This is a genomic window from Actinoallomurus acanthiterrae, from assembly GCF_054775715.1.
In genome coordinates, this window is the sequence record NZ_BAAHCO010000001.1 from 2,048,016 (window position 1) to 2,072,170 (window position 24,155).

Consider the following 24,155-nt stretch of genomic DNA (forward strand, 5'->3'; position numbering starts at 1 on the left):
GTCCGCCGGGTAGGTCCTTACCCGGCGGACAAGGCGATGCCGTCGAGGGTGTCGATGGTCTCCCGGTCGAGGTGGACGTCGCCCGCCGCGATGTTCTCCTTCATGTGGGCAGGGTCGACGGTGCCCGGGATGAGCAGCGTGTGTGCGTAGGTCGCGAGCAGCCACGCCAGGCCGATCTGGGCGGGCGTCACCCCGAGGGACGCGGCGGTCGCGATCACCACCGGATGCTCGGTGACCTTGGGAATGCTGGGAAACGCCGAGCCGAGCGGGAAGAACGGCACCCACGCGATGTCGTGCTCACGGCACACGTCCAGCACCGGCCCGCTCACACGGTCGAGGAGGCTGTAGGCGTTCTGCACGCAGGCGATCCCGGCGGGCAAGGCGTGGCGCAGCTGCTCGGCGCTGACGTTGCTCAGTCCGATGCTGCCGATCTTGCCCTCGTCCCGCAGGGCGATGAGCTCGGCGAGCTGGCTGTCGAGGTCGACGACCTGGTCGCCTTCGGCCAGAATGCCGGGCGGAGCGTCGGCGCGGCGCAGGTTGACCACGTCCAGCCGCTCGACGCCCAGCGTGGCGAGGTTCGCCTCCACGCCCGCGCGCAGCTGCTCGGGCCGCTGGGCCAGGACGAGGCCGGCCTGATCGTCGTGTTCCGCGCCGACCTTGCTCACCAGCACCAGGTCCTCGGGGTACGGCGCCAGGGCGTCGCGGATCAGCTCGTTGCAGCGGCCGGCGGCGTAGAACTGCGCGGTGTCGATGTGGTTGACGCCCTCATCGACGGCGTAGCGCACCATCGCGATGGCCGACTCGGGATCGGGGGCCGGGCGGCCGTGTCCGCCCGCCACATGCATCGCCCCGAAACCGATCCGGGCGACCCGGCGGCCCGCGAGCGTGGCGTTGCCTCCCGGGGCCTTCGGCGTGCTTCCGGCTGTGCTCATGAGAACGCTCCCGTCCGTCGATGGCGTAGTCTCACTGATTCGGAGGAGCCTCCGATACGCCGAGGCTAGCACAACCGGAGGACCCTCCGATTGGCCGGGAAGCCGCCGGACCGACCCGCCTGGGCGGCTCAGTGGACGGATGCCTCGGTGAACGCCGCGGTCGTGAGGGCGGTCGCCGTCCGTACCGCGCTCGCGATCGCGTCGTCGACCGAAAGGCCGCACAGGTCGGTCAGCGTGAACAGCGCCTCGGCGCTGACGACGATCGCGAGGCCTCGTTTGAGGTCGGTCATCGCCGCAGGGGTGAGACCGGCGTCCTCGAAGGGCGCCAGCGCGTAGTCGATCAGGCCGAAGCGGACGCCGGGGCGGGCCGTCGGGTGCGCGGGTGCCGTGATCGTCTGGGAGATCATCGCGCGTACTGCACCCTGATACGCGTGGACCCCGCGCAGCAGGTACTCACAGGCGAAGGCGACGCGCTCCGCAGGGTCGGCCGAGTCGGCGACCGGCGCGAGGGCCTCCGCCGGTTCTGGCCACGCTCCCGCCAGGGACTCCCGCAGAAGCGAGACCAGGTCGGGGAAGTAGCGGTAGGCGGTGGCCTCGGAGACCAGGGCGGTCCGCGCGACCTGCGGCATCGTGACCTCGGCGCCGGAGCGGGTGAGTTCGCGGCAGGCGTCGACGATGGCCTTGCGCGTGCGGGCCTTCTGGTTCGCGCGCCCCGTGGTGCTGCTGTCGACCATCGGCAGGTGACCTCTCTCGTCGTGGCGGGTATGCCTCCTTATGAGAGTGTACTTGCATGAAGGATGAGTGGCTTGTACCGTAACGAGAGTTAACTCTCATGAAGGAGGCGTCATGGCCAAGGTTTCGATCGTCGGTCGCGATGGCGGCGAAGTCGTGCGGCTGGGACCCACCACCATGCGGATCCTGGAGGACGGCAGCACCACCGGGCACCGCCTCGGAATCGGCGAGATCACCGTCGCTCCGCACACCGACGGCCCGCCCCAGCATCGGCACGGCCGGCACGACGAGGGCTTCTACGTCGTCTCGGGTACCGCCCGGTTCACGGTCGGCACCACGACGTACGACGCACCGGCCGGCACCCTCGCGATGATCCCGCCGGGTGCTCCGCACACCTTCGCCAACCCCACCGACGAGCCACTGGTGCTGCTGAACACCTTCACTCCCGACCTGTACGTGCAGTACTTCCGCGACCTTCGAGAAATGATCGAGCAGGGCGGGACGCTGACCCCGGAGGCGACCGTGAAGGTCATGAGCCGGTACGACACCGAGCCGGCCACCGACTACGCCGACTGACGAGCACACCGCGACGCCGACCGCGCCGCCGCCCTCATCCCACTCTCTTCAGGAGACTCACCTGCCCATGGCCACATACACGCTGTCCACCTCCTTCGGCGACATCCCCCTCACCGTTCCCGAACGCGGGCAGGGCCGCCCCGTCCTGCTGCTGCACGGCGGTGCGGGCCCGAGCTCGGTCGCCGGGTTCGCCGACCTCATGGCCGAGCGCTCCCCGCTACGGGTGCTGACCCCCGTCAATCCCGGCTTCGGCGGAACCCCGCGCCCTGACGGGCTCGACTCGATCCGGCGACTCGGCGAGCTCTACGGCCACCTGCTCGACCATCTCGACCTGCGAGGCGTGACCGTCATCGGCAGCTCGATCGGTGGCTGGGCCGCAGCGGAGCTCGCACTGTGCGCGAGCGAGCGCGTCGAACGGCTCATCCTGGTCGACGCCGTCGGTCTGGAAAGCGCCGAACACCCCGTCGCCGACTTCTTCTCCCTCACGTTCGACCAGATCGCCGACTTCAGCTACGCGAACCCGGACGCCTACCGGATCGACCTCGACGCGCTGACCGACGCGCAGAAGGCCGTCACCGCGGGCAACCGGGCGGCCCTGCAGGCCTACGGCGGCCGGTCGATGTCCGACCCGAGCCTGGCAGAACGCCTGGCCGGCACCACCGTCCCCACTCTCGTCGTCTGGGGCGAGGCGGACCGGATCGCGACACCGGCCTACGGCAAGGAGTACGCCGCCGCCATCCCCGGCGCCGCCTTCCACCTCATGCCGGACGCCGGGCACCTCCCGCAGATCGAGACCCCGGAGGCATTGCTGGCCATCGTCGACCGATTCATCGGCGACCGGTCGGCCTGACCGGCCGGTCGAAGCACGGAAGCGCCGGCCGTACGTGAGCAGGCATCACGAGAAGCTCTCCACGTACTCCTCGGCCGGTCCGAGTTCGGGCTTGTCTCGTAGCTCGATTCGGTCGCCGAAGCGTTCGAGTTCGAGCACGGTGATGGTGTTGGTGCCCGGCCACAGGACCGGCGCGGGGAGGTACAGCGTCACCTGGGGGCCGATCTCCCAGTAGCGGCCGAGCAGGAAGCCGTTGATCCAGACGAAGCCCTTGCCGAAGCCCGGCAGCGCGAGGAACGTGTCGGCGACCTCGTCCACGGTGAAGCGCGCGGTCGCGAAGCCGGGCGCTCCGGCCGGGGCGGCGGCGGACGCGGCGCGGCGCACGTCGTCCCGCGACCACTCGTCGAGCGGCAGCCCGTACATGGCCCAGCCGTGGACCAGGCGGCGTCCGACCTGCACCCCGCCGAGGACGCCCTTCCCCTGGCCGAGCAGTGGACCGTAGTTGATGCGTCCCTGATTCTCGACCAGCAGCTCAAGTCGTACGTGTCCGCCTGTGCCGTCGACGTGGAGCGAGCCGACCTCCTGGTCGAGTACTCCGGCCGGTGCGCCGTCCACGAAGACCTGCGCCCGATCGTGGAGTCCGCGGACCGTCAACTCCTGCGTGCCGCGCGGCAGCCGTGGGCGTGCCTGGTAGAGCACCAGGCCGGAGGCCTGCCCCAGTTCTTCGAAGCTGAGCGGGTGCGGCGATTCGGTGGTTTCGGAGATCTCGGTGAGCGAGCCCAGCAGGCCGGCGCCGCGGGTGACGGGGATGGAGCGGGGGGCCAGGAGCGACGGTTCGGCGGGCAGCGGCCGGTACGGCGAACTCGTGACCGCGTCCAACCGGTCGCGGAGCGCGAAGAACTTCGGGGTGAGCGCACCGTGTTCGGAAATGGGGGCGTCGGAGTCGTAGCTGGTCACGGTGGGCTGGATGGCGTGGCCGTCGTGGTTGGCGCCGGCCCACAGGCCGAAGTTGGTGCCGCCGTGTGCCATGTACACGCTGACCGAGCCGTCGGCGTCGAGAATCTCGGTGAGCGACGTGGCGGCGCTGCGCGGCGAGCGCACGTGGTGCTTCTCGCCCCAGTGATCGAACCAGCCGTTCCAGAACTCCGCGCAGATGAAGGGTTCTCCCTCGCGGCGTGAGCGCAGCAGGCGGGCCGCCTCGGCCGCGTGGGAGCCGAACGTCACCGTCGCGAGCTCACCGGTCACGGTCCCGGCATCCAGCATCAGGTCGGTCGGCCCGTCCGCGGTGTACAGCAACTCGGTGATTCCGCGTTCGACGAGGGCGTCGCGCACCCATCGCGGGTAGGCGGAGTCGTCGCCGTAGCTGCCGTACTCGTTCTCGATCTGCACCGAGACGATCGGGCCGCCGCGGCTCGCCTGCATCCCGGCGAGCCGGGGGATCAGGGCGTCGAACCAGCGGGCGACCTCATCGAGAAAGGGCTGGTGGGCCGAGCGGAGTCGCATGCCCGGTGTGCCGGTCAGCCAGGCGGGCAGGCCGCCGTTGTCCCACTCGGCGCAGATGTACGGTCCGGGGCGGACGATCGCGTCCAGTCCGGCCGCGGCGGCGAGTTCCAGGAACCGTTCGACATCGCGCCAGGCGTCGAAGCGGATCCGTCCGCGGTGGCGCTCGTGGAAGTTCCACGGGACGTAGGTGTCGACCGCGTTGAGTCCCATGGCCGCGATGCGGTCCAGCCGGTCCGCCCACTGCGCCGGATGGACCCGGAAGTAGTGGAGCGATCCGGCCAGCACGCGGTGCGGATGTCCGTCGCGTCGGAGCCGGCCGTCGGGATAGGACAGGATCGCGCCCGGCCGAGTCGTGGGGATAAGGGTCACTTGACGGCTCCGGCGGTCAGGCCGGCACGCCAGAACCGCTGCAGCGCGAGGAAGGCGACGAGCAGCGGGATGACCGAGACGAACGATCCGATGACGACCAGCGGCGGCGGCACCGCCACATGACTGGCGTTCCAGCCGACCAGCCCGACCGTGACCGGCTGGAGGTGCTCGTCGCTGAGCACCATGGCGGGCAGCAGATAGTTGTTCCAGATCTCCACGAACTGGAAGAGAAGGATCGTCACCAGGGTGGGGAGCATCATGCGCATGCCGAGACTCCGGAAGATGCGGAACTCACCCGCTCCGTCGAGCCGGCCTCGAGCACTTCGTCCGGAACGGCCTGCGTCGCGAAGATCCGGGAGAGGTAGACGCCGAAGGGGCTGACGACGCTGGGCAGCAGCACGGCGAGCGGATTGTCGATCAGGTGGATGCCGGAGAACATCAGGTAGAGCGGCAGGGTGAAGAGGATCTTTGGCACCAGCACGGCGGCGAGTACGAGCCCGAAGAGGTGACCGCGCCCCTTGAACTCATACTTGGCCAGCGCGTATCCGGCCATGGCGGACAGCAGCGTGCCCACCAGGGCGCCGATGCCGCAGTACAGGACGCTGTTGAGCGTCCACCGCCAGAAGATGCCGCCCTCCTGGGCGGTGAGTTTGCCGAGGTTGCCGAAGAGCCCGAAGCCGCCGAACCAGAGCCCGTCGCCGCTGAACTGCCGTCCGAACGGCTTGGTGGCGGCGACCAGCAGCCACCACAGGGGGAAGAGGAAGTAGACGGCGGAGACGGCCAGCGGCACCGACACGAGCATGCGGCTCAGGGGCGTGGTGTCGCGCCGCGGCCGCATCGGGAACGGCCTGCCGGTGACCGCGCTCATGCCCGCTCACCCCGGCCGGTCAGCTTGAAGAACACGAACGACACCACGCCGACGAGCACCGCGAGGATGACCGACTGCGCGGCCGCGTACGGGTAGTTGCCGGCGTTGACGGCCGACTGCGCGGACATGATCGGGGTGAACGTCGACGAGACGGAGCCGCCGGAGATGGGTTGCAGCACGGTCGGCTCGTTGAACAGCTGCGCCGATCCGATGATGGAGAAGACCGCGGTCAAGATGAGGGCGCCGCGTACGGCTGGAATCTTGATGTGCCAGGCGGTCCGGAACGCCGAGGCGCCGTCGATCCTGGCCGCCTCCAGCGTCTCGGCCGGGATCGCCTGCAGGGCGGTGTAGATGATGATCATGTTGTAGCCGGTCCAGCTCCAGGTGACGATGTTGGCGACCGACCACAGGACGGTGCCGTCATGGAAGAACGGGATCTGGGCGCCCAGTAGGTGGTCGATCGGGCTGGACTGGGGCGAGTACATGAACGACCAGACCAGCGCGGCGCTCACGCCCGGGATCGCGTACGGCAGGAAGCTCGAGAGCCGGAAGAGCGCCTTGCCGCGGGCGGACCTGGAATCGATCAGCAGCGCGAGCCCGAGCGCGAACAGGAGCATCACCGGCACCTGAACGACGCCGAACAGTGCCACCCGCCCCAGTGACGCGGTGAAGTCCTTGTCGCCGAACGCCCGCGTGTAGTTGCCGATCGGATCGAAGACCTTCGTCGGTGCCGTCAGTCCCAGGGCGGACCGGTGGACGACGGACAGGCTGCTGACGGCCGCGTAGCCGATCGGCGCCAGGTACATCGCCGCGAAGAGCACCACGAACGGGCCGAGGAACAGCAGCAGCGTGCGCCGGCTCACGCCGGCGCCGCGAACGCCGGCGGACGAACGCTCGGTCGCGGTGGCGACGTTCACGAGGGTCGCGTCGGATGATCGCGGCACGTCGTACACCGCTCCGTGCTCACTGGGCGACACTCAGACCCTGCTTCTTCAGCTCGGCGACCGTCTTGTCCTGGGTGGTCTGAAGGGCGCCCCCGATGGTGCCCTTCCCCGCCCAGGCCTGACCGAGTCCGTCGTCGAGATCGGCGGCGGTCTTCGTCATGATCGGACCCCAGGTCCAGTCCGTGCTGACCTTCGGCGCCGCCTTGGCGAAGACGTCGTAGATCTTCTGTCCGCCGAAGTACGGGTCACCCGCGGTGAGCTGTGGAAGGTCGAGCAGCGACCTCGCCGCCGGGAAGAGGCCGGCCTTGTCGGCCAGCCCGCCGAACGCCTTGCGGTCCGTGCTCATCCAGTGCGCGAACTCCCACGCCGCCTTCGGCGACTTACAGCCCTTGAGCACCGCGGTCGCCGAGCCGCCCGCGTTGCCCACCTGGTCGCCGCCCGCGCTCCACTGCGGCATCGGAGCGACGGCCCACTGACCGGAGCCGTTCTTCGCCCCGCCCTTGATGACGCCGGCCTGCCAGACGGCGCCGACGACCGTGACGATGTCGCCGTTGCCGAGCCCGGTGAACCACGACTGGTCGTACATCGGAGCACCGCTGATCAGACCGCCGCGCACCAGACCCTGCCAGTAGTCCGCGACCTTCCGGTTGGCGTCGGAGGCCAGAGTGACCTTCCAGGAGTCGCCGTCGACACCGAACCAGCCCGCGCCGGCCTGCCAGGCCAGGCCCGCGTAGTCGTAGTCCAGGAAGGGCGAGGAGATGAACCGGTGCGGATCGGAAGCATGGACCTTCTCGGCGTCGGCCTTGTACTCGTCCCAGGTGGCCGGTGGCTTGAGGCTCAGCTTGTCGAACACCTTCTTGTTGTAGAAGAGGGCCATCGGACCCGTGTCGACGGGAGCGCCGTAGACCTTGTCCTCGAGGGAGACCGACTTCCAGGTCGCCGGCTGGAACTCGGCCTTGCTCGGGTTCGCGTACCGTGCGACGTCCTGCAGGGCGCCCTGGGCCGCGAAGCTCGGCAGCGTCTCGTACCCGACCTGGGCGAGGCAGGGCGCGTTGCCGGCCTGCACGGCGCTGAGGATCTTCTGGTAGCCGCCCTTCGCCCCGGGCTGCACCGCCTGGTACTGCACCTGGACGTCGGTGTGGCCGCCGTTGAACGCCTTGACCGCCTCCGCGTATCCCGGGGCCCACCCCCAGAATGTTATCGATGCCATCTTGTGTTCGCGGCTGGCGTCCGACCCGCCTCCGGAACACCCGGCGAGCGTGAGCCCGAACGCGAGGGCGCATAGGGCTCCTGCGGCGCGGACGATCGGCTTTCTCATCAGCCCTCCTCTGGACGGTAGTCGGGTCGAGATCCGGCTCTCCCGGTGGTTCGCCGCGAGCCGGCACGCGCTCGGCGGGCCGATCGGTGTGTGGCTCACGTTGCCGGGTGTCCGAACTATGGCACATGGTGTTATCGATGCCAATACCCGGTTAACGTGACCCGTCCATGCCCATGCGAACGCGGAGATCGTGGGGATGTGAGCGGTATCATCCGAAGCACGCAGGTAGGGGAAGGGGCCCGAATGAAGGAACCGGCGCGCGACGCCACCGGACGGCCACCGGCGATGGCCGACGTGGCTCGGGTCGCGGGGACGTCCATCCAGACCGTGTCGCGAGCCCTCTCCGGCCACCCGAGTGTGCGGGAGAAGACGCGCGCGAAGGTCCTGGCCGCCGTCGACCAGCTGGGCTACCGCAAGAACAACGCCGCGCGGATGCTCCGGTCGGGCCGCAGCCGCACGATCGGCCTCGTCACGTTGCAGACCGGCTTCTACTCGCGGATCGCCGTGACGTCCGGCATCGAGGATGCGGCGCACGAGGCCGGGTACTCGGTGACCGCCGCCACGACCAAGTCTCTCGACACCTCCGCCATCGAGGGCGCCCTGGCGCGGCTCGCCGATCACGGTGTCGAGGGCGTCATCCTCGCCGTCCCCCTCATCCACGTGAGCGAGCGGATCGAGGAGCTCACCCGCTCGATCCCCACCATCACGATCGACGGATCCCGCACAGACGCGACCGAGGTCGTGGCCGTCGACCAGACCATGGCGGCACGCCTGGCGACCCGGCACCTGCTCGAGCTCGGGCACGAAACGGTCTGGCACATCGCGGGCCCCAGCGAGTGGCTGGACGCCTCCAGCCGGTCCACGGGCTGGCGCCTCACCCTCGAAGAGGAGGGCAGGACGCCGCCGCCGGAGTTGAAGGGCGACTGGTCGCCGGCGTCCGGCTACGCGAACGGCCTCGTCCTGGGCCGCATTCCGGACGTCACGGCGGTCTTTGTCGCCAGCGACGAGATGGCCTTCGGCCTGATCCGGGCCCTGCACGAGCTCGGCAAGCGGGTGCCCGAGGACATCTCCGTCGTCGGCGTCGACGACATCGCGCTGGCTGAGTACTGCTCGCCGTCGCTGACCACCGTCGCCCAGCCGTTCGCCGAGACGGGAGCACTCGCCGTCGCGCATCTGCTGCGCCAGATCGAGGACGCCGACGCCGCGCCCGAACCCGCCTCCGTCGAACCGCGACTGATCGTGCGCGCCAGCACCGCACCCGCCAGGGCGAGCGGCAGCTGACCAGACGGGCTTCTTCAGCAGCGCATTGGGATTTTTCGTAATTCATAGGTGATCGCCGGGTCTCCCATGTGTCGGACCAGACACAGCAGACCCATGAAGGGCGACCCCTAGGTGAACGACAATTCCGAGACGCAGGCTTTCTGGGATAAGCCGGACCCGGCGCGTTCGACGACCGTGCGTCGTCGGCGCCGCTCGCCCATGCACCGATGGGCGACCATCGGTGTCGCGGGTACGGTCGGGCTCGGCGCCGTCGTCGGTGTCGCGTACGCGGCGACCGGTGGCTCGGGGGATTCCGGCAAGCCGGCCGCTCCCCGGTCGGCAGCCGCGGGCGCGACGACCTCGCCGGAGTCCGTGCCCGTCCTCGACAACCCGAAGCCGGCGAAGCGCAAGCCTAGCCAAAAGACCCACAAGCCGACTCCGCGCCCGTCGCACAAGAACACCCACAAGCCCACTCCGGCCAAGACCCGGCACGCGCCCGCGCCTCCACCGGTGGCCGGCGGGCCGACCGGCAAGGCGGCCCAGTACGCCTCCCAGGTCCTCAGCATCACCAACTCCGAGCGCGCCAAGCACGGGTGCGGCGCGTTGACGATCAACGCGAAGCTGGCGCGAGCTGCGCAGGGACATTCCGCCGACATGGTCGCCCGTCACTTCTTCGACCACACCAACCCGGACGGCAAGGGCCCAGGTGAGCGGCTCGCCGCCGTCGGATACGCATCGGGGGCCTGGGGCGAGAACATCGCGGCCGGTCAGCAGACTCCGGCGGCGGTGATGAACTCCTGGATGAACAGCCCGGGACACCGGGCCAACATCCTCAACTGCGGCTTCCACGCGATCGGCATCGGCGTCGCGTTCGGCTCGGGCACGCCGTACGGGACGTACTGGACACAGGACTTCGGCTCGGAGCGCTAGGGGGCGGGCCCGTTCCGTCCGGATGCGGCGGGGGTGCCTGCGTTCGGCCGCAGGTCCCCTCCGCGTCGCAGGTCCCCTCCGCGTCGCAGGTCCCCTCCGCGTCGCGGGACCTCGCCGGTCGACGGCCGTCTTGTTATCGATAACTAGCTGAACATTCGGCGAAAGTTTGGGTCTAGTGTTATCGATGCCATTTAGTTACAGTCGCTCTCACATCACCAGAAGAAGCTGCCAGGCGCCGGCAGCCGACACCTGACCGTCCTCGATCCCCCGCCCCCGCCCCGCTTCCCGCCAAAGGGCCACCTTTGCGTGGCTGCCACACCCTCACGCCGCATCCCGTACGTGCCAACGGGCCGTTGCCCCATGGGCGATCACACCCGCCTTCGCGCGCCATTCCGAGGCCAACGGCGGCCTCGTCGATGTCGGCGTCGTGATCGCTGCCGACCTGAGAAACGTCGGCCATCGCACCGCGTCCCGTCCCCCTCCACCCCCTCGCCGAGACGCAAGGAGTCTTCGATGCGGAGATCTCTCGCTATGGCGGTCGCGGTCGTCACCGCTGCCGCAGGAGCAGTCATCGGGATCGGCCGACCGGCCGGTGCCGGCATTCCCGACGACCCACTGACCAGCGTGTTGCCCACCCCACCGCTGACGATCGGATACCTCGACTTCTGCCATCAGACGCAGGCCGACACGGTGAGCCAGGTCGACCAGGCCGTCGCGCTCGGGCTCAAGGACGCCGGCTGGAAGTACATCGGCATCGACGACTGCTGGACCACCAAGACACGCGACGCAAGCGGCAACCTCGTCACCGACCCCGTCAAATACCCGCGCGGCATGAAGTGGCTCGCCGACTACGTGCACGGCAAGGGGATGAAGCTGGCGTCCTACCTCGACGGCGGCACGTCCACCTGCCAGGGCTATCCCGGCAGCCGCGGGCACTGGCAGCAGGACATGAAGCTGCTCGCCTCGTACGGCATCGACTACGTCAAGATCGACTACTGCGCCGGCTACTCCGATCCCGCCCAGGTGCGCGGCGACTACCAGGGCGCCTACACCGCGATGCTGAACTCCGGGCGGAGGATGGCGATCAGCATCTCCGCCCCGGCGTACGCCGGGGCCGGTGGCTCCGCCTTCAACGCCGAGATGGGCTGGGTCGGCGACCTGGGCAACACCTGGCGGGTCGGCGGGGACGTCGCCGCCGACTTCCCCTCCTGGCTGTCCGAATACAACATCACCCGTAACCTCGCCGGCTACGCCGGACCAGGCCGGTTCAACGACCCCGACCGGCTCATCATCACCGAAGGCAAGAGCGCCAAGACCACCCTGACCGAGTGGCGCTCGCAGCTGAGCGTCTGGGCGGCCACCGCCGCACCCATGTACGTCGGCGGCGACCTGCGCGACAGCCTCCCGCAGACCGACGGCGAGATCACCACGCTGAAGAACACCGACGTCCTCGCGGTGGACCAGGACCCGCTGGCCGGCCAAGGCCGGGTCGTCTCCACCCAGGGCGACGTCGACGTGATCAGCAAACCGTTGGCGAACGGCGACCGGGCGCTCGTCTTCTTCAACAAGGGAACCGCGCCGGCCTCGGCGAGCGTCTCCTCGACCACCGCGGGCTTCCCCGCGGGAGGCACCTACACGGTGAAGGACCTGTGGTCGAAGAACACCTCCACCAGCGGCGGCACCTTCTCCTCCGGCGCGATACCGGGACATGGCGCGGTGATGTGGCGCGTCACGCCGCGGCAGAACATCCGGGCCGGAGGCACCGAACTCGCCGGGGCCGAGAGCGGGCGATGCCTCGACGACCCCGGCTCCGCCACCGCCAACGGCACCCGGCTCGGCATCTACGACTGCGACGGCGGACTGAACCAGACCTGGACCATCACGCCCGCCGGTCCGGTCACGCTACGACTGGCCGACGTGACCAAGTGCCTCGACAGCGCCAACGGTCATGCCGTCATCAACGACTGCGACGGCTCCTCCGGCCAGAACTGGACCTGGAACCGCAACGGCACGCTCGTCGCGAACGGCAACTGCCTCGACGTCGGTGACCACAAGACCACGAACCTGTCCCCGGTGCTGGTCTGGCCCTGCAACGCCGGGCTGAACCAGCGCTGGTCCCGCGAATAACCCGCTGAACGCCGGCCGTCAGCGGGAGCATCACGGGGCCCGCTGACGGCCGGACCAGAACGCTCGGATGAGCGATGCGAGATCCCGAGAGCCCCCTGGAGACGACATGACCTGGGCATCACGGTGGAGAACCCCCCTCCTGACAGTTCTGACCCTGCTAGCGGGCGTATTGGTCGGTGTGGCCGCGCCCTCTCCCGCGCACGCGGCGGCGTCGACGTCGATCACCGTTGACGGCACCAAGTCGGGCCTGGTGTTCGACGGCGTCGGCGCGATCAGCGGCGGCGGCGGGAACTCCCGCCTGTTGGCCGACTATCCCGAGCCGCAGCGCAGTCGGCTGCTGGACTACCTGTTCAAACCCGGGTACGGCGCCGCACTGCAGTCCCTGAAGATCGAGATCGGCGGCGACACCAACTCGACCGACGGCGCCGAGGCCAGCCACGAGCACACCCGGGGCGCCGTCGACTGCGACCAGGGCTATGAGTGGTGGCTGGCCGAGCAGGCCAAGGCCCGCGACCCGAACATCAAGCTCTACGGCCTCGCCTGGGGCGCGCCCGGGTGGATCGGCGGCGGCGACTTCTGGTCCCAGGACATGATCGACTACCTGATGGACTGGCTCGGCTGCGCCAAGAAGCACAACCTGGGCATCGACTACCTCGGCGGCTGGAACGAACGGGACTGGAACGTCGGCTGGTACGAGAACCTCAAGTCCACGCTGGTCGCCAAGGGATACGGGTCGATCAAGGTCGTCGCCGCCGACAGCGGCTGGAACGTCGCCGACGCGATGGCGAGCGACCCGGCGTTCAAGAACGCCGTCGACGTCGTCGGCGTCCACTACCCGTGCGGCTATGCCTCGGATTTCAAGACCTGTAACAGCACGTCGACCGCGCAGGGTCTGAAGAAGCCGCTGTGGGCCAGTGAGAACGGCTCTGAGGATCTCGACGGCTCCCCGGGGGTCGCGGGCGGGACCGGTGCGCCGGCGGTCGCGCGCGCGATCAACCGCGACTACATCGATGGACAGATGACCTCGTACATCAACTGGCCCGTCGTCGCGGCGCTGTATCCGAACCTGTACTTCCAGACCGACGGGATGGCGCTGGCGAACCAGCCGTGGTCCGGTAACTACCGCATCGGCAAGACGACCTGGGTCACCGCGCACACCACCCAGTTCACCCAGCCGGGCTGGCACTACGTCGATTCCGCGAGCGGTTTCCTCGGCGGGGACCGCGCCAACGGCAGCTACGTGACCTTGAAGCCGGCCAACAACTCCGACTACACCACCGTCATCGAGACGATGGACGCCACCGCCGACCAGACCGCCACGTTCACGGTCACCGGCGGCCTGCCCACCGGCCAGGTCCACGTCTGGGCGACGAACCTGACGTCGGACAACTCCGCCGACTGGTTCGTCCACACCCAGGACGTGACGCCGCCGGCGGCAAGTACACCCTGACGCTCCACCCGGGCTACGTCTACACCGTCACGACCACCACCGGAGGCGGCAAGGGGGCCGCGACATCTCCGCCGTCGAAGTCCCTCGCCCTGCCCTATTCGGACAACTTCGACACCCCGGCCACGACCACGTCGCCGAAGTACTTCGCCGACATGAACGGCGCCTTCCAAACCGTGCCGTGTGGCGGCGGCCGTACCGGAAAGTGCCTACGCCAGATGGCACCCACCCGGCCGATCCACTGGACCGATGAGAAGTCACCCAACCCGTACACCATCATGGGCGACCAGACGTGGAGCAACTACACGGTCAGCGTCGACGCGCTGCTGCAGCCCTCCAGCACTGTCGACGTCCTCGGCCGGGTCGGTCAGCAGGGCAGGAACAACAACGGCCTGAACGCCTATCACCTGATCGTCGGCGACACCGGTGCGTGGGCCATCCAGAAGACCGACACCAGCTGGAACTGGACGACGCTGAAGAGCGGGACGGCGAAGGCCTTGGGCACGAGCTCCTGGCACCGGGTCTCCCTGACGATGCAGGGCTCGACTCTCTCGGCGAGTATCGACGGCACGAAGGTGGGCGAGACGACCGACTCCTCCCTCACCAACGGCCAGGCGGGCCTGGGCGTGACCGACTACAAGACCCCCCAGTTCGACAACTTCAGGGTCGACCCGGGCACGGCCCCGCAACCGGCCTCCGGCCCCATCACCTCGGGAATCGCCGGCAAATGCCTCGACGACGACCGGAACTCCAGCGGTAACGGCACCCACGCGCAGCTATGGGACTGCAACCGCACCGACGCCCAGGTCTGGACGTGGGCGGGCGGCACGCTCACCCACAACGGCAAGTGTCTGGACGTCTCGGGTGAAGGGGTGGCCAACGGGATCCTGGTCCAGCTGTGGACCTGCAACGGCGGAGCCCACCAGCAGTGGTCACCGCAGCCGGACGGGACCTTGAAGAACGTTCTGTCCGGACGCTGCCTGGACGACCCGGAGTGGAAGACCGCCAACGGCACACAGCTCGACATCTGGGACTGCAACGGCGGAAACAACCAGCGATGGAAGCTGCCTAGCTGAGGCCGGGGCGCATCGGCCACTGGTGGGCGAGCACTTCCATCGGTGGCCGGTGCTCCAATGCCCCCACGCCGGACCCCCTCGCCACGCAAAACCTCAAAGAAGTGATTGGTATGCGCAGTTCCAGACGTCTCGCGGCCCTGGTCGGCCTGGGCCTTGCGGCCTGCGGCCTGACCGGGACCGTTGCCGCTACGGCAAACGCGGCACAGGCAGCCGTTGCGCACCAGGCGACCTCGGCAGCCCCCACCTCCGGCACCGTCTACACCCTGACGAACGCCAAGAGCGGCATGCTGATGGACGTCAAATACGGTACGACCAACCCTGGCCAGCCGATCGTCCAGTGGCCGTCGCGCAACACCGCCAACCAGGAATGGGCCCTGACCCAGACCAGTACCGGCGCCTACACCGTCAAGAGCGCCAACAGCGGCCTGTGCCTGGACACCCCCGACCGCCAGAACTCCACCCCGCCTGTCCAACTCGTGCAGAACGCCTGCAACGGCGCCGCCGGCCAGCAGTGGAACATTCGACCCGTCGGTGATGGCACCTACACCCTGGCCAACGCCGCCAACGGCCTGCTCGCCGACGACGCCCTGTCGTCCACCACCCAAGGCACCCCGATCGTCCAGTGGAAGTCCAACGGCGGCGCCAACCAGCACTGGACCCTCACCCCGCTTCAAAGGGTCGGCACCTACACCGCCGGCCTGATGTCCCACGGAGACTCCTTCACCAACCAGAGCATCCGCATGGTCGCACACGCCAGCGTCGCAGGGTCCATGCTCCGCGTCCGGCTGAGCAACCTCTACGGCACCGCACCGCTGAGCATCGGCGCCGTCGACCTCGCCCACGAAAGCGGCACCCCCGGTACTGTCGTCACCAACAGCCACCACGCCGTCACCTTCAACCGCAACGCCTCCGTCACCATCCCCATCGGGAAGGACGTCGCAAGCGACCCGATCCCGATGGCCGTGGCTGCGAGCGACAAGCTGCTCGTGAGCGTCTACCTGCCGGACACACCCGCCGGCACCACCTGGCACGCAGAGGCACACGAGACCGCCTACATCTCCACCGCCGGCAACCACGTCACCGACGACGGCACCGGCAACTACCCGAGCACGAAGACTTCCTGGTACTTCCTCGACGGCCTGGATGTCATCTCCCCGACCGCCACCGGAACCCTGGTGTGCGTCGGGGACTCCATCACCGACGGCGCGGGGTCCACTCTGAGTGCCGACCGCCGCTACCCCGACTACCTCGCCGCGCGCATGAACTCCGCCCCCGATGGCCCCACCCGCGGCGTCGTGAACGCAGGCATCGGCAGCAACCGCGTGCTCACAATCGCGAACAACAACAACCCCAGCCTCCTGAACCGATTCCAGCACGACGTGCTCGACCAGCCCAACGTCAAAGACGTGATCCTGCTGGAGGGCATCAACGACATCGGCATCTTCGACGGTCCGGGCAGCTCCAACTCCTTGTCCGCCACGCAACTCGAGAACGGCCTGCAGACCGTCATCAAACAGGCCCACGCCGTCGGCGTGAAGATCTTCGGCGGTACGATCACGCCCTATCAGGGCGCCAACTACTACTCGGACTACGGCGAGCAGGTCCGCGAAACAGTCAACGACTGGACCCGCAATAACACCGGCGGTTATGACGGCGTCATCGACTTCGACAAGGCACTGCGGGACCCCAACGACCCCAAGGCCCTCCGCTCCGCCTATGCCAACGGCGACCACCTGCACCCCAACGACGCCGGCTATCAGGCGATGGCCATTGCCGTGAACCTCGCCCTGTTCACGTCGAACCACCGTACGAGCTGACGTCCGTCCCCGGCCGCGGGTAGGCGAGCGACCCGCGGCCGGGACGTGAAACCCGCCTAGAGATCGGATCTCTTGTCTGAGGACTAATTGAAGATCGAGTCGTTTCGATGCCGCCTAGAATCTGTCTCTCCTGGTTAATTCGCAGATCGAGACGGCGAAATTAAGCATGCTCAAATTTCGTGGCAACTACGTGATGCTGCTCGCTCGATAAATACATCGGATGAATGTATTGACGGTCCCGGTAAAGCGGACGTAACGTGCTCGCAACCGACCGGGAGTCGACAATGCACGAATCCATCAACCGTCGCAGTGTGCTGACTGGCATGGCGGCCATCACGGCCGCCGCAGTCGTCAGGCCGGCCGCGGCGGTCGCGGCCAAGGCCGCCCCCGCCGCACCACTGCCCATCCTTCCGCTGCGCATTCCCCAGGCCGATCAAGGTCTGGAGCAGCAGCCGGATGACAAGATCGCCTGGCTGCAGGACGCGAAGCTCGGGATGTTCATCCACTGGGGCGTCTACTCCGGGCCCGCCAAGGGCGAGTGGTACATGCACAACGCGGCCGTCACGCCGGCGAATTACAGCAAGTTCGTCACCGACGCCACGAGCGAACAGTTCACCGCCGATCAGTACGACCCGGCCGCCTGGGCGCGGCTCGCCAAGGACTTCGGTGCCCGGTACACCGTTCTGACCACCCGGCACCACGACGGTTTCGCGCTGTGGCTCGCCGGCGCTCCCAACGCCTTCAACGCGGGCCAGGCGCCCCTGAAGCGTGACTTCGTCAAGGACTACGTGACAGCGGTACGGGCCGCGGGCCTGCGGGTCGGCCTGTACTACTCGCCGATCAACTGGCGCTATCCCGGCTACTACGACGTCTACGGCACGAACTGTGCGAAGAACCCGTGGGGTTACACCACCGATCCCGCGCACAAGGAGAACGCGCGGGTCATGAAGAACGAGGTGTACGAGTCGGTCAAGGAGCTCGTCTCCCAGTACGGGAAGATCGACGACCTGTGGTGGGACGGCGGCTGGCTGGCCGAGCAGGGCAGCGACGCCGACGCCGAGTTCTTCTGGGAGCCCGGACAGCTCCGGGACACGAGCAACCAGTGGCCGGTGGACACCGGCCACGGCGAGACCGACGCCGCTGGCCGCCCGCTCGGCCTGATGGGCCTGGTCCGCAAGCACCAGCCCGACATCGTGGCCACTCCACGTTCGGGCTGGGTGGGCGACTACGCCGTCGAAGAAGGCGGGTCCGTCCCCACCGGCGCCATCCGCACCGGCCGATTGGCGGAGAAGGCATTCACCGTCGGCAGCACCTGGGGCTACAACGCCGACGGCCACGTGATGAGCTACGGCGACGCCATGAACATCCTGGTCAACTCCTGGGTGCGGGACATGACGTGCCTGGTGAACGTCGGGCCGGACCGGCGCGGAACCGTGGTCGCCGGACAGGCCGACCTGCTGCGCAAGATCGGCGCCTTCATGACGGCCTGCGGCTCGTCCGTCTACTCCACGAGCGGCGGCCCATGGAACCCCGTCGACGGCCAGTACGGGTTCACCTGCAAGGACGACACCTTCTACATCCACCTGCTGCCCGGCTACAGCGGCACGAGCTTCACCACTCCGCCCGTCGGCGACGCTCGCGTGACCCGCGTCCACGACGTCGTCGCGGGCACCGCTCTGCCGTACCAGGTCGGCTCCGACGGCAGGGTGACGATCAGCGGCATCGACCGCACCCGCCATCCTGAGGACAGCGTTGTCGCGGTGACCCTCGACCGCAGCGTGCGGCCCACCGACATCGCGGTGGGGAAGACGGCCACCGCCGACAGCGAGGAGACCTCGCACGGCAACCTGGCCGCCAAGGCCGTCGACGGGTCGACCGCCACCCGCTGGTGCGCGGCCGACGGCAACACCGGGCACTGGCTCAAGGTCGACCTGGGCTCGACCAGGGCACTGACCGGCACCCGGATCGCCTGGGAGTTCGACAACACCCGGTACCGCTACCGCATCGAAGGCTCCACGAACGGCACCACCTGGACGACGCTCGCCGACCTGACCGGCACGACCGACACCGGCCAGGTGCAGACCGCCACCTTCACCGCCCAGGCCCGGTACGTCCGTGTCACCGTCACCGGCCTCCCGTCCGGCGCCTGGGCCTCCATCCGCAGCCTCGAGATCTACGACCGGCCCTTCACCACCGGCCTGGCCATCCCCGCCTGACCGTCGTCCGGAGCCACCGCGCCCACACGACCGGCTTCCCTCCTGCCCACTCCCTCACAGAACAGGAGCGGTTCATGTCCATGACGCACCTCAGGGGCCTCGCCCTGTCCGGTGTCCTGCTGGCCGCCACATGCCTGGCCGCCACACCGGGGACGGCGTCCGCCGCCGCCGGCCCTGGCACGAACTACGCGTTCGACGATCCGTTCACCTCCGCTCGTACGGCGTGGTGGCGGGACGCCAGGTTCGGGATGTTCATCCACTTCGGCGACTACTCCAATTGGGAGGGCGAGTACACCAAGCCCGACGGCACCGTCTGCCGGGACGCCGAGTGGATCAAGCGCAACTGCAACATCCCGATGGCCGAGTACGAGCAGAAGGCCGCGACGTTCAACCCGAAGGACTTCGACGCCAAGGCCGTCGTCGCGGCAGCCAAGAGCGCCGGGATGCGCTACATCGTGATCACGTCCAAGCACCACGACGGGTACGCGATGTGGCCGACCAAGCAGAACACCTGGAACCTGCGCGACCACTCTTCCTTCGACAAGAATCGGGACATCCTCGCCGAACTGAAGAAGGCCGCCGACGCGGCGGGGATCAAGCTGGGCCTGTACTACTCCATCTGGGACTGGCACGACCCGGACTTCGCCAGTGACTTCCCCAAATACAAGCAGCGGATGTACGCCCAGCTCAAGGAGCTGGTCGACAACTACCATCCGGCGCTGCTGTGGTTCGACGGCGACTGGAACACCGACAACCCGACCAACAACTGGAGCTCGCGGGACGGGGAGGACCTGGAGTCGTACCTGCGGGGCCTGGACCGCGATCTGGTCATCAACAACCGGGTCGGCAAGCGGCGGGTCACCGACGGCGACTACGGCACGCCCGAGCAGGAGATCCCCGCGGCACCCGTCGACGGGCAGCTCTGGGAGAGCTGCATGACCATCAACGACCACTGGGGTTACGCGCGCTACGACACCAACTGGAAGTCCGGGCCGACGCTCATCCACAACCTGCTCACGACCTCCAGCCGAAGTGGCAACTACCTGCTCAACATCGGTCCGGACAGCCTCGGCCGGGTGCCCGCCGACGCCGCCCAGCGGCTCAAGGCGGTCGGGGACTGGTCCGGAACGGCCGGCCAGGGCGCCGCCGTCTACCGGGCGGGCTACCCCGGCGTGGTCGCCGAGCCGAGCTGGGGGACGGTCAGCCGGTCCGGCAACGACCTGTACGCCTCGGTCTCCCAGTGGCCCGGCGCCGGCAAACCGCTGCATCTGACCGCCACCACTCCGTTCACCGTCACCGGCGCGGCGGTACTCGGCAGCGGCCAGCAGGTCACCGTGACCAAGGCCGGTGACGGATACGACATCACCCCGTCCGGGAACGCCACCAACCCGTCGGCGACCGTGATCAAACTGTCGATCGCACCCCAGACTCCGGCGGCGCCAGGCAGCGGGACCGGGCTGAAGGCCGAGATCTTCGACAACGACCAGCTGTCCGGCACCCCCAAGATCACCCGCACCGATCCGTCGATCAACTACACCTGGCGGTTCCTCGGCTCCCCGGCCCCGAGCATCCCCAGCGACCACTTCGGCACCCGGTGGACCGGCTGGATCCAGCCGCGATACAGCGAGAACTACCAGTTCACCACCGTCTCCGACGACACCGCACGGGTCTGGATCGACGGCAAACTCATCATCGACAACACCACCCCGCACGAGCCCGAAGTCGACAAGGCCGGCGTCGCCCTGCAGGCCGGCCGGAAGTACTCCATCAAGGTCGAGCACACCGAGCAGACCGGCGAGGCCTACATGAAGCTGCTGTGGTCGAGCCCGAACACCCCACAGCAGATCGTCCCGACGCGGCAGCTCTACACCCCATGAGCGCAGGCCACCGGAATTAGAGCGTGCCCGTGCCGCGATCGCGGCACGGGCACACGGCCGTCCCGGAACGGCAACGGGCCGCGACGACCGCCGTCAACGGTCGGGCGAGCGGGCGCTGCTCAGCTGAGCGTGAAGCGCTGGTCGGACGAGCCCGTATAGGCGCCGTAGAGGATGAACGCGGTCGGCGGGGGACTGCTGAAGGTCTTCCCGATCGACAGCGATCCACCGGTCGCGTCGTTGACCAGGCGCGTCACCTGGTCGGAGAAGACCGGGGCCGACCAGGTTCCGGCTGTCGCGCACGGGGCGACGCGCACCGCCCAGATGCCCCCGCCGTTGAATGACGCGCGGTCGTAGTGTTCTCCGGCGGTCAGGCATCGGCCGCTCGCCTTGTTGACCAGCCGGAAGTTGCCGTCGCCGTCCCGCCGCCAGGCCGTCCTGCGGTCGCCGCACGGCAGTGCCACCGCCAGATCGCCCTTGGCACCGACGCAGGTTCCGAGCGTCGCCGCCCTGACCCGGGTGCCCGCGATCGGCCGTGGTGTCGGTGTCTTCCGCGGCGTCGAGCGCGTCGGAGTGGGCCGCGCCGTCGCAGGGGGCGGCGTGGCCGAGGAAGACACGGCCGGGGGAGACGCGGCCGAGGGAGACGCGGCCGGGGGAGGCACCGCCACCTTCGGCCCGGAGCCGTGCCATACCGCGAGGCCCACGGCCACCGCTACGGCGAGGCTGCCGGCCGCGACTCCACCGATGCCTTTGGCTCCGATGCCTTTCACGCCCAGTCCCTTGGCGGTGGCGCCCGCGGTCTTCGCGCTCGCGGCCGTGACGGTGGCCCCCGTTGCGCTGTGGACGCCGAGTGCGGCGCCCTGCTTGGCGAGGGGCACCAGGAGGGCGAACGGGATGGCTGCGCGGAGGGTCGTGTTGAGGTCGAGGAGATCGGTGTGGGCGCGGGAGCAGCGCGGGCAGGAGTCGAGGTGCTGCCGGAGGGCGTGCGGGAGGCGGTTGCCGGGTTTACGGACGGCGACGGCGATGCGGTCGGCGTAGGCGTGGCACTCGGGCGAGGTGACGGTGGTCAGGTGCGCCTTCAGGTAGGCGCGACGGAGTCCCTCGCGGGCGCGGAAGGCCAGGACGTTGACGTTGTTGCGGGTGGTGCCGAGGACGCCGGCCACCTGGTCGGGAGACTCCTCCTCGATGACGGTGTGCCACAGGACGGTCTTCCAGCGTTCGGGCAGCGACTCGTACGCCCGGGCGGCCAGCTCCCTGGTGCCGTCCTCCGGATCGGCCTCAGACTCGGCGGGCACGTCGGCGAACTCCGAGGTGAGGACCTGCCGTCGCGCACTGCGCGCCCAGGCCGAGGCCGTGTTCCGGACGACGGCATAGAGGTATGGACGCCACGTACCGGACGGCCCGCCGCTGCCGGAGCGGACCGTCCGCAGGGTGCGGGCGAACGCCTCACTTGCCAGGTCCTCGGCCGTCTGCGGATCGTGCGACAACCGCGCGGCGTAGGAGAGCACGGCGCGGTGGTGGCGCCGGTACAGTTCCTCGGCCGCGCGGTCGTCGCCGTCCCGGACGCGCCGGGTCAGCTCCGCGTCCTCGATCATTCGGTCATTCTGCTAGTAAATGTTGAAAAACCGGTGGTTGTCGGGATAGTCGCCGGCACCGTAGACGGTGGTCATGTCCGCCCAGAGAATGAACTGCGTCCTCGGGTTCATCACCCGGGTCGTCCCGTCGGTGCGGATCCCGAAGACCCACAACTGGTCGCGGTTGCCGGCGTTGCAGGGTGCCAGAGCGACCGCGCGCCTGTCGCGGTCTCCGATGGCCCCCAGAGTCAGGCACCGGCCGTTGATTCGCAGCCCGTAGCCGCCCAGCCGGGCGTCCGGCAGGATTTGCCAGCGAGCACTGCACGAGCCGAGCTTGACGGCCGTCCCCTTCGGTCCCAGGCACGCCCGCTCGGCGGCGCTGTGAATCGCGACCTTGCCCGGCACAGGTTTGGCGTGCGACCCCTTGGCGACGGCGGTGTCAAGCACGAACGGAGCGCCACCGCCCCGAACGATGAGGGTCCCGTCGCCCTTCCCGCCGGCCAGCGTGTCGAGCTTCGCGTAGCCGAGACCGCCGGTGCGGTTGACGAAGCCGACCCCGTTATCGGGCAGCCACTGCTGTGAGCGCTTGCCCGCCGCGCACCGCGCCGTGACGACCGGAGCGGTCTGCGCCTTCGGCGTGGTGGTCATCTGCAGGCAACGACCGGACCCCAGGTCCCGAAGCGTTGTGTACCCCTCCCGGTCGATCCGCCGCTGCCAGGTCTGCTGCGGCACCGCCCGGCAGGACCGCAGGACCACCGCGGCCTGCTCGCCGTCCACGCATTCGGCGGTCTTGTCGACCCGCATTCGGAAGTTCACCGGCTTGCTCGGCTGATTGGTGATCAGGTAAGGGCTGAACGCGACGTTGTTGTTCCTGGGCAGCGCCGGTTTTCCCGTCAGCGGCTTGGGCTCGAAGTAGCGGAAAGCGTCGGTGCGGCAGGAGTCGAGGAAGTAGTTGGAGCCGACGTCGGAGGTGCACTCGGGCAGGGTGCCCCAGTTCCGGCACATCGGATCGTTGCCGATCGGCTTCAGGGTGCCGTTGCCACAGTGCGACAGCCCGAAGGTGTGCCCGAATTCATGGGTCAGTCCCGCCTCGCCCCAGCACCACAGCGGCAGGATCACTCCACCGTTGCTGATCCCGGCGTCCGCACCGCCGCCGGTGCAGGAGCCGGTGATCTCGTTGTCGCCGACGAAGAAGAGCGGCTTCACCCGGTTCGCCTTCCACAGCTTCTGCACGAGGGCGGGCTGCCCGACGATCTGCTTGCCGAACTCCGCGCCCATCTCCGCACGGTTCCGGCCCTTGACGAACGCGAGGTCCGCGACGAGCGGCCGGCAGGCAGCGTCCTGCACGAATCGGATTCGCCTCGACACCCCGAACCGCCGTGCGCTGGCGTCGTAGGTCTGGTCGGTCTCCCACATCGCCTGCCGGATCATCCCAGCGGACGTGCGGTAGGTGTCCTTGCCGGGCTGGTGCACGTAGATCGCGAGCACCCAGCCCTTGCCCGGCGTGTCCTTATGGTCGCAGGCGAACTTCCCCGTGCTCACCGGCGCGCTCGGCGGACTACCGGCATCCTTTCCGCGGGCCACGGCCGCGGTCGGTTGCGCGCTTCCGTCCTCGTTCACGGCCACGGTCACGCCCGCGGCGAGCGCCAGGACCGCCGCAACCCCCAGCAGGATCGTATGAATCGGTCTCATCGTTCTCCTCTCTAGTCAGAGAGGAGCGGCCGGGCACCTGGCGCTTACGCGCTTTCGCGAGATTCCTTGTG

19 protein-coding genes are annotated in these 24,155 nt (G+C 68.8%); 10 read left to right on the plus strand and 9 right to left on the minus strand.

What is annotated here, in order from left to right; all coding sequences use genetic code 11:
* Positions 1–17: 17 nt before the first annotated feature.
* Complete coding sequence (locus ACYVF7_RS10125) at positions 18–932, minus strand: aldo/keto reductase (protein WP_460338184.1); 915 nt, start codon at positions 930–932, stop codon at positions 18–20.
* A gap of 128 nt (positions 933–1,060) precedes the next feature.
* The gene (locus tag ACYVF7_RS10130; protein ID WP_460338186.1) at positions 1,061–1,666 is read right to left on the minus strand and encodes a TetR/AcrR family transcriptional regulator; all 606 of its coding nucleotides are present in this window, start codon (positions 1,664–1,666) and stop codon (positions 1,061–1,063) included.
* Between the two features lie 112 nt (positions 1,667–1,778).
* Between ACYVF7_RS10130 and ACYVF7_RS10135 the strand changes: the two genes are divergently transcribed.
* On the plus strand, positions 1,779–2,240 hold the full coding sequence (locus ACYVF7_RS10135; RefSeq protein WP_460338188.1) for a cupin domain-containing protein: 462 nt from the start codon (positions 1,779–1,781) through the stop codon (positions 2,238–2,240).
* Between the two features lie 67 nt (positions 2,241–2,307).
* Positions 2,308–3,090, plus strand: coding sequence for an alpha/beta fold hydrolase (locus ACYVF7_RS10140; protein WP_460338190.1), 783 nt, complete (start codon positions 2,308–2,310; stop codon positions 3,088–3,090).
* A 45-nt stretch (positions 3,091–3,135) separates the two neighbouring features.
* On the opposite strand, the gene ACYVF7_RS10145 is transcribed toward ACYVF7_RS10140, so the two are convergent.
* The 5 genes from ACYVF7_RS10145 to ACYVF7_RS10165 are packed head-to-tail and all read right to left on the minus strand — an operon-like array spanning position 3,136 to position 8,071.
* A complete protein-coding gene (locus ACYVF7_RS10145; RefSeq protein WP_460338192.1) occupies positions 3,136–4,941 on the minus strand; it encodes a glycoside hydrolase family 35 protein in 1,806 nt (601 codons plus the stop codon).
* On the minus strand, positions 4,938–5,207 hold the full coding sequence (locus ACYVF7_RS10150) for a hypothetical protein (protein ID WP_460338194.1): 270 nt from the start codon (positions 5,205–5,207) through the stop codon (positions 4,938–4,940). The genes ACYVF7_RS10145 and ACYVF7_RS10150 overlap by 4 nt, the downstream gene beginning before the upstream one ends.
* Positions 5,198–5,809: a carbohydrate ABC transporter permease gene (locus ACYVF7_RS10155; protein WP_460338196.1), complete on the minus strand. Its 612-nt coding sequence runs from the start codon at positions 5,807–5,809 to the stop codon at positions 5,198–5,200. Before ACYVF7_RS10155 ends, ACYVF7_RS10150 begins: the two co-directional genes overlap by 10 nt.
* Positions 5,806–6,753 (minus strand): carbohydrate ABC transporter permease, encoded by a 948-nt coding sequence (locus tag ACYVF7_RS10160; protein WP_460338198.1) that lies wholly within the window; start codon positions 6,751–6,753, stop codon positions 5,806–5,808. Before ACYVF7_RS10160 ends, ACYVF7_RS10155 begins: the two co-directional genes overlap by 4 nt.
* 19 nt (positions 6,754–6,772) lie before the next feature.
* The gene (locus ACYVF7_RS10165; protein WP_460338200.1) at positions 6,773–8,071 is read right to left on the minus strand and encodes an ABC transporter substrate-binding protein; all 1,299 of its coding nucleotides are present in this window, start codon (positions 8,069–8,071) and stop codon (positions 6,773–6,775) included.
* Positions 8,072–8,314: 243 nt separating this feature from the next.
* Here ACYVF7_RS10165 and ACYVF7_RS10170 point away from each other — a divergent pair, with 243 nt between their 5' ends.
* The 8 genes from ACYVF7_RS10170 (at position 8,315) to ACYVF7_RS10205 (ending at position 20,821) form a co-directional block, all read left to right on the plus strand.
* Positions 8,315–9,352, plus strand: a complete 1,038-nt coding sequence (locus ACYVF7_RS10170) for a LacI family DNA-binding transcriptional regulator (protein ID WP_460338202.1) — start codon at positions 8,315–8,317, stop codon at positions 9,350–9,352.
* A gap of 111 nt (positions 9,353–9,463) precedes the next feature.
* Positions 9,464–10,261 (plus strand): CAP domain-containing protein, encoded by a 798-nt coding sequence (locus ACYVF7_RS10175; protein ID WP_460338204.1) that lies wholly within the window; start codon positions 9,464–9,466, stop codon positions 10,259–10,261.
* A gap of 513 nt (positions 10,262–10,774) precedes the next feature.
* Positions 10,775–12,388 (plus strand): ricin-type beta-trefoil lectin domain protein, encoded by a 1,614-nt coding sequence (locus ACYVF7_RS10180; protein ID WP_460338206.1) that lies wholly within the window; start codon positions 10,775–10,777, stop codon positions 12,386–12,388.
* Between the two features lie 106 nt (positions 12,389–12,494).
* Complete coding sequence (locus ACYVF7_RS10185; protein ID WP_460338208.1) at positions 12,495–13,838, plus strand: hypothetical protein; 1,344 nt, start codon at positions 12,495–12,497, stop codon at positions 13,836–13,838.
* Positions 13,839–13,990: 152 nt separating this feature from the next.
* Positions 13,991–14,911, plus strand: a complete 921-nt coding sequence (locus ACYVF7_RS10190) for a ricin-type beta-trefoil lectin domain protein (protein ID WP_460338210.1) — start codon at positions 13,991–13,993, stop codon at positions 14,909–14,911.
* A gap of 110 nt (positions 14,912–15,021) precedes the next feature.
* Positions 15,022–16,728, plus strand: a complete 1,707-nt coding sequence (locus ACYVF7_RS10195; RefSeq protein WP_460338212.1) for an RICIN domain-containing protein — start codon at positions 15,022–15,024, stop codon at positions 16,726–16,728.
* A gap of 323 nt (positions 16,729–17,051) precedes the next feature.
* Positions 17,052–18,944, plus strand: coding sequence for an alpha-L-fucosidase (locus tag ACYVF7_RS10200; protein WP_460338214.1), 1,893 nt, complete (start codon positions 17,052–17,054; stop codon positions 18,942–18,944).
* 74 nt (positions 18,945–19,018) lie between these two features.
* Entirely contained in the window at positions 19,019–20,821 is a 1,803-nt protein-coding gene (locus tag ACYVF7_RS10205) for an alpha-L-fucosidase (RefSeq protein WP_460338216.1), read from the plus strand.
* A 119-nt stretch (positions 20,822–20,940) separates the two neighbouring features.
* On the opposite strand, the gene ACYVF7_RS10210 is transcribed toward ACYVF7_RS10205, so the two are convergent.
* Positions 20,941–22,413: a sigma-70 family RNA polymerase sigma factor gene (locus ACYVF7_RS10210; RefSeq protein WP_460338218.1), complete on the minus strand. Its 1,473-nt coding sequence runs from the start codon at positions 22,411–22,413 to the stop codon at positions 20,941–20,943.
* Positions 22,414–22,425: 12 nt separating this feature from the next.
* Complete coding sequence (locus ACYVF7_RS10215) at positions 22,426–24,084, minus strand: RICIN domain-containing protein (RefSeq protein WP_460338220.1); 1,659 nt, start codon at positions 24,082–24,084, stop codon at positions 22,426–22,428.
* Positions 24,085–24,155: the final 71 nt, after the last annotated feature.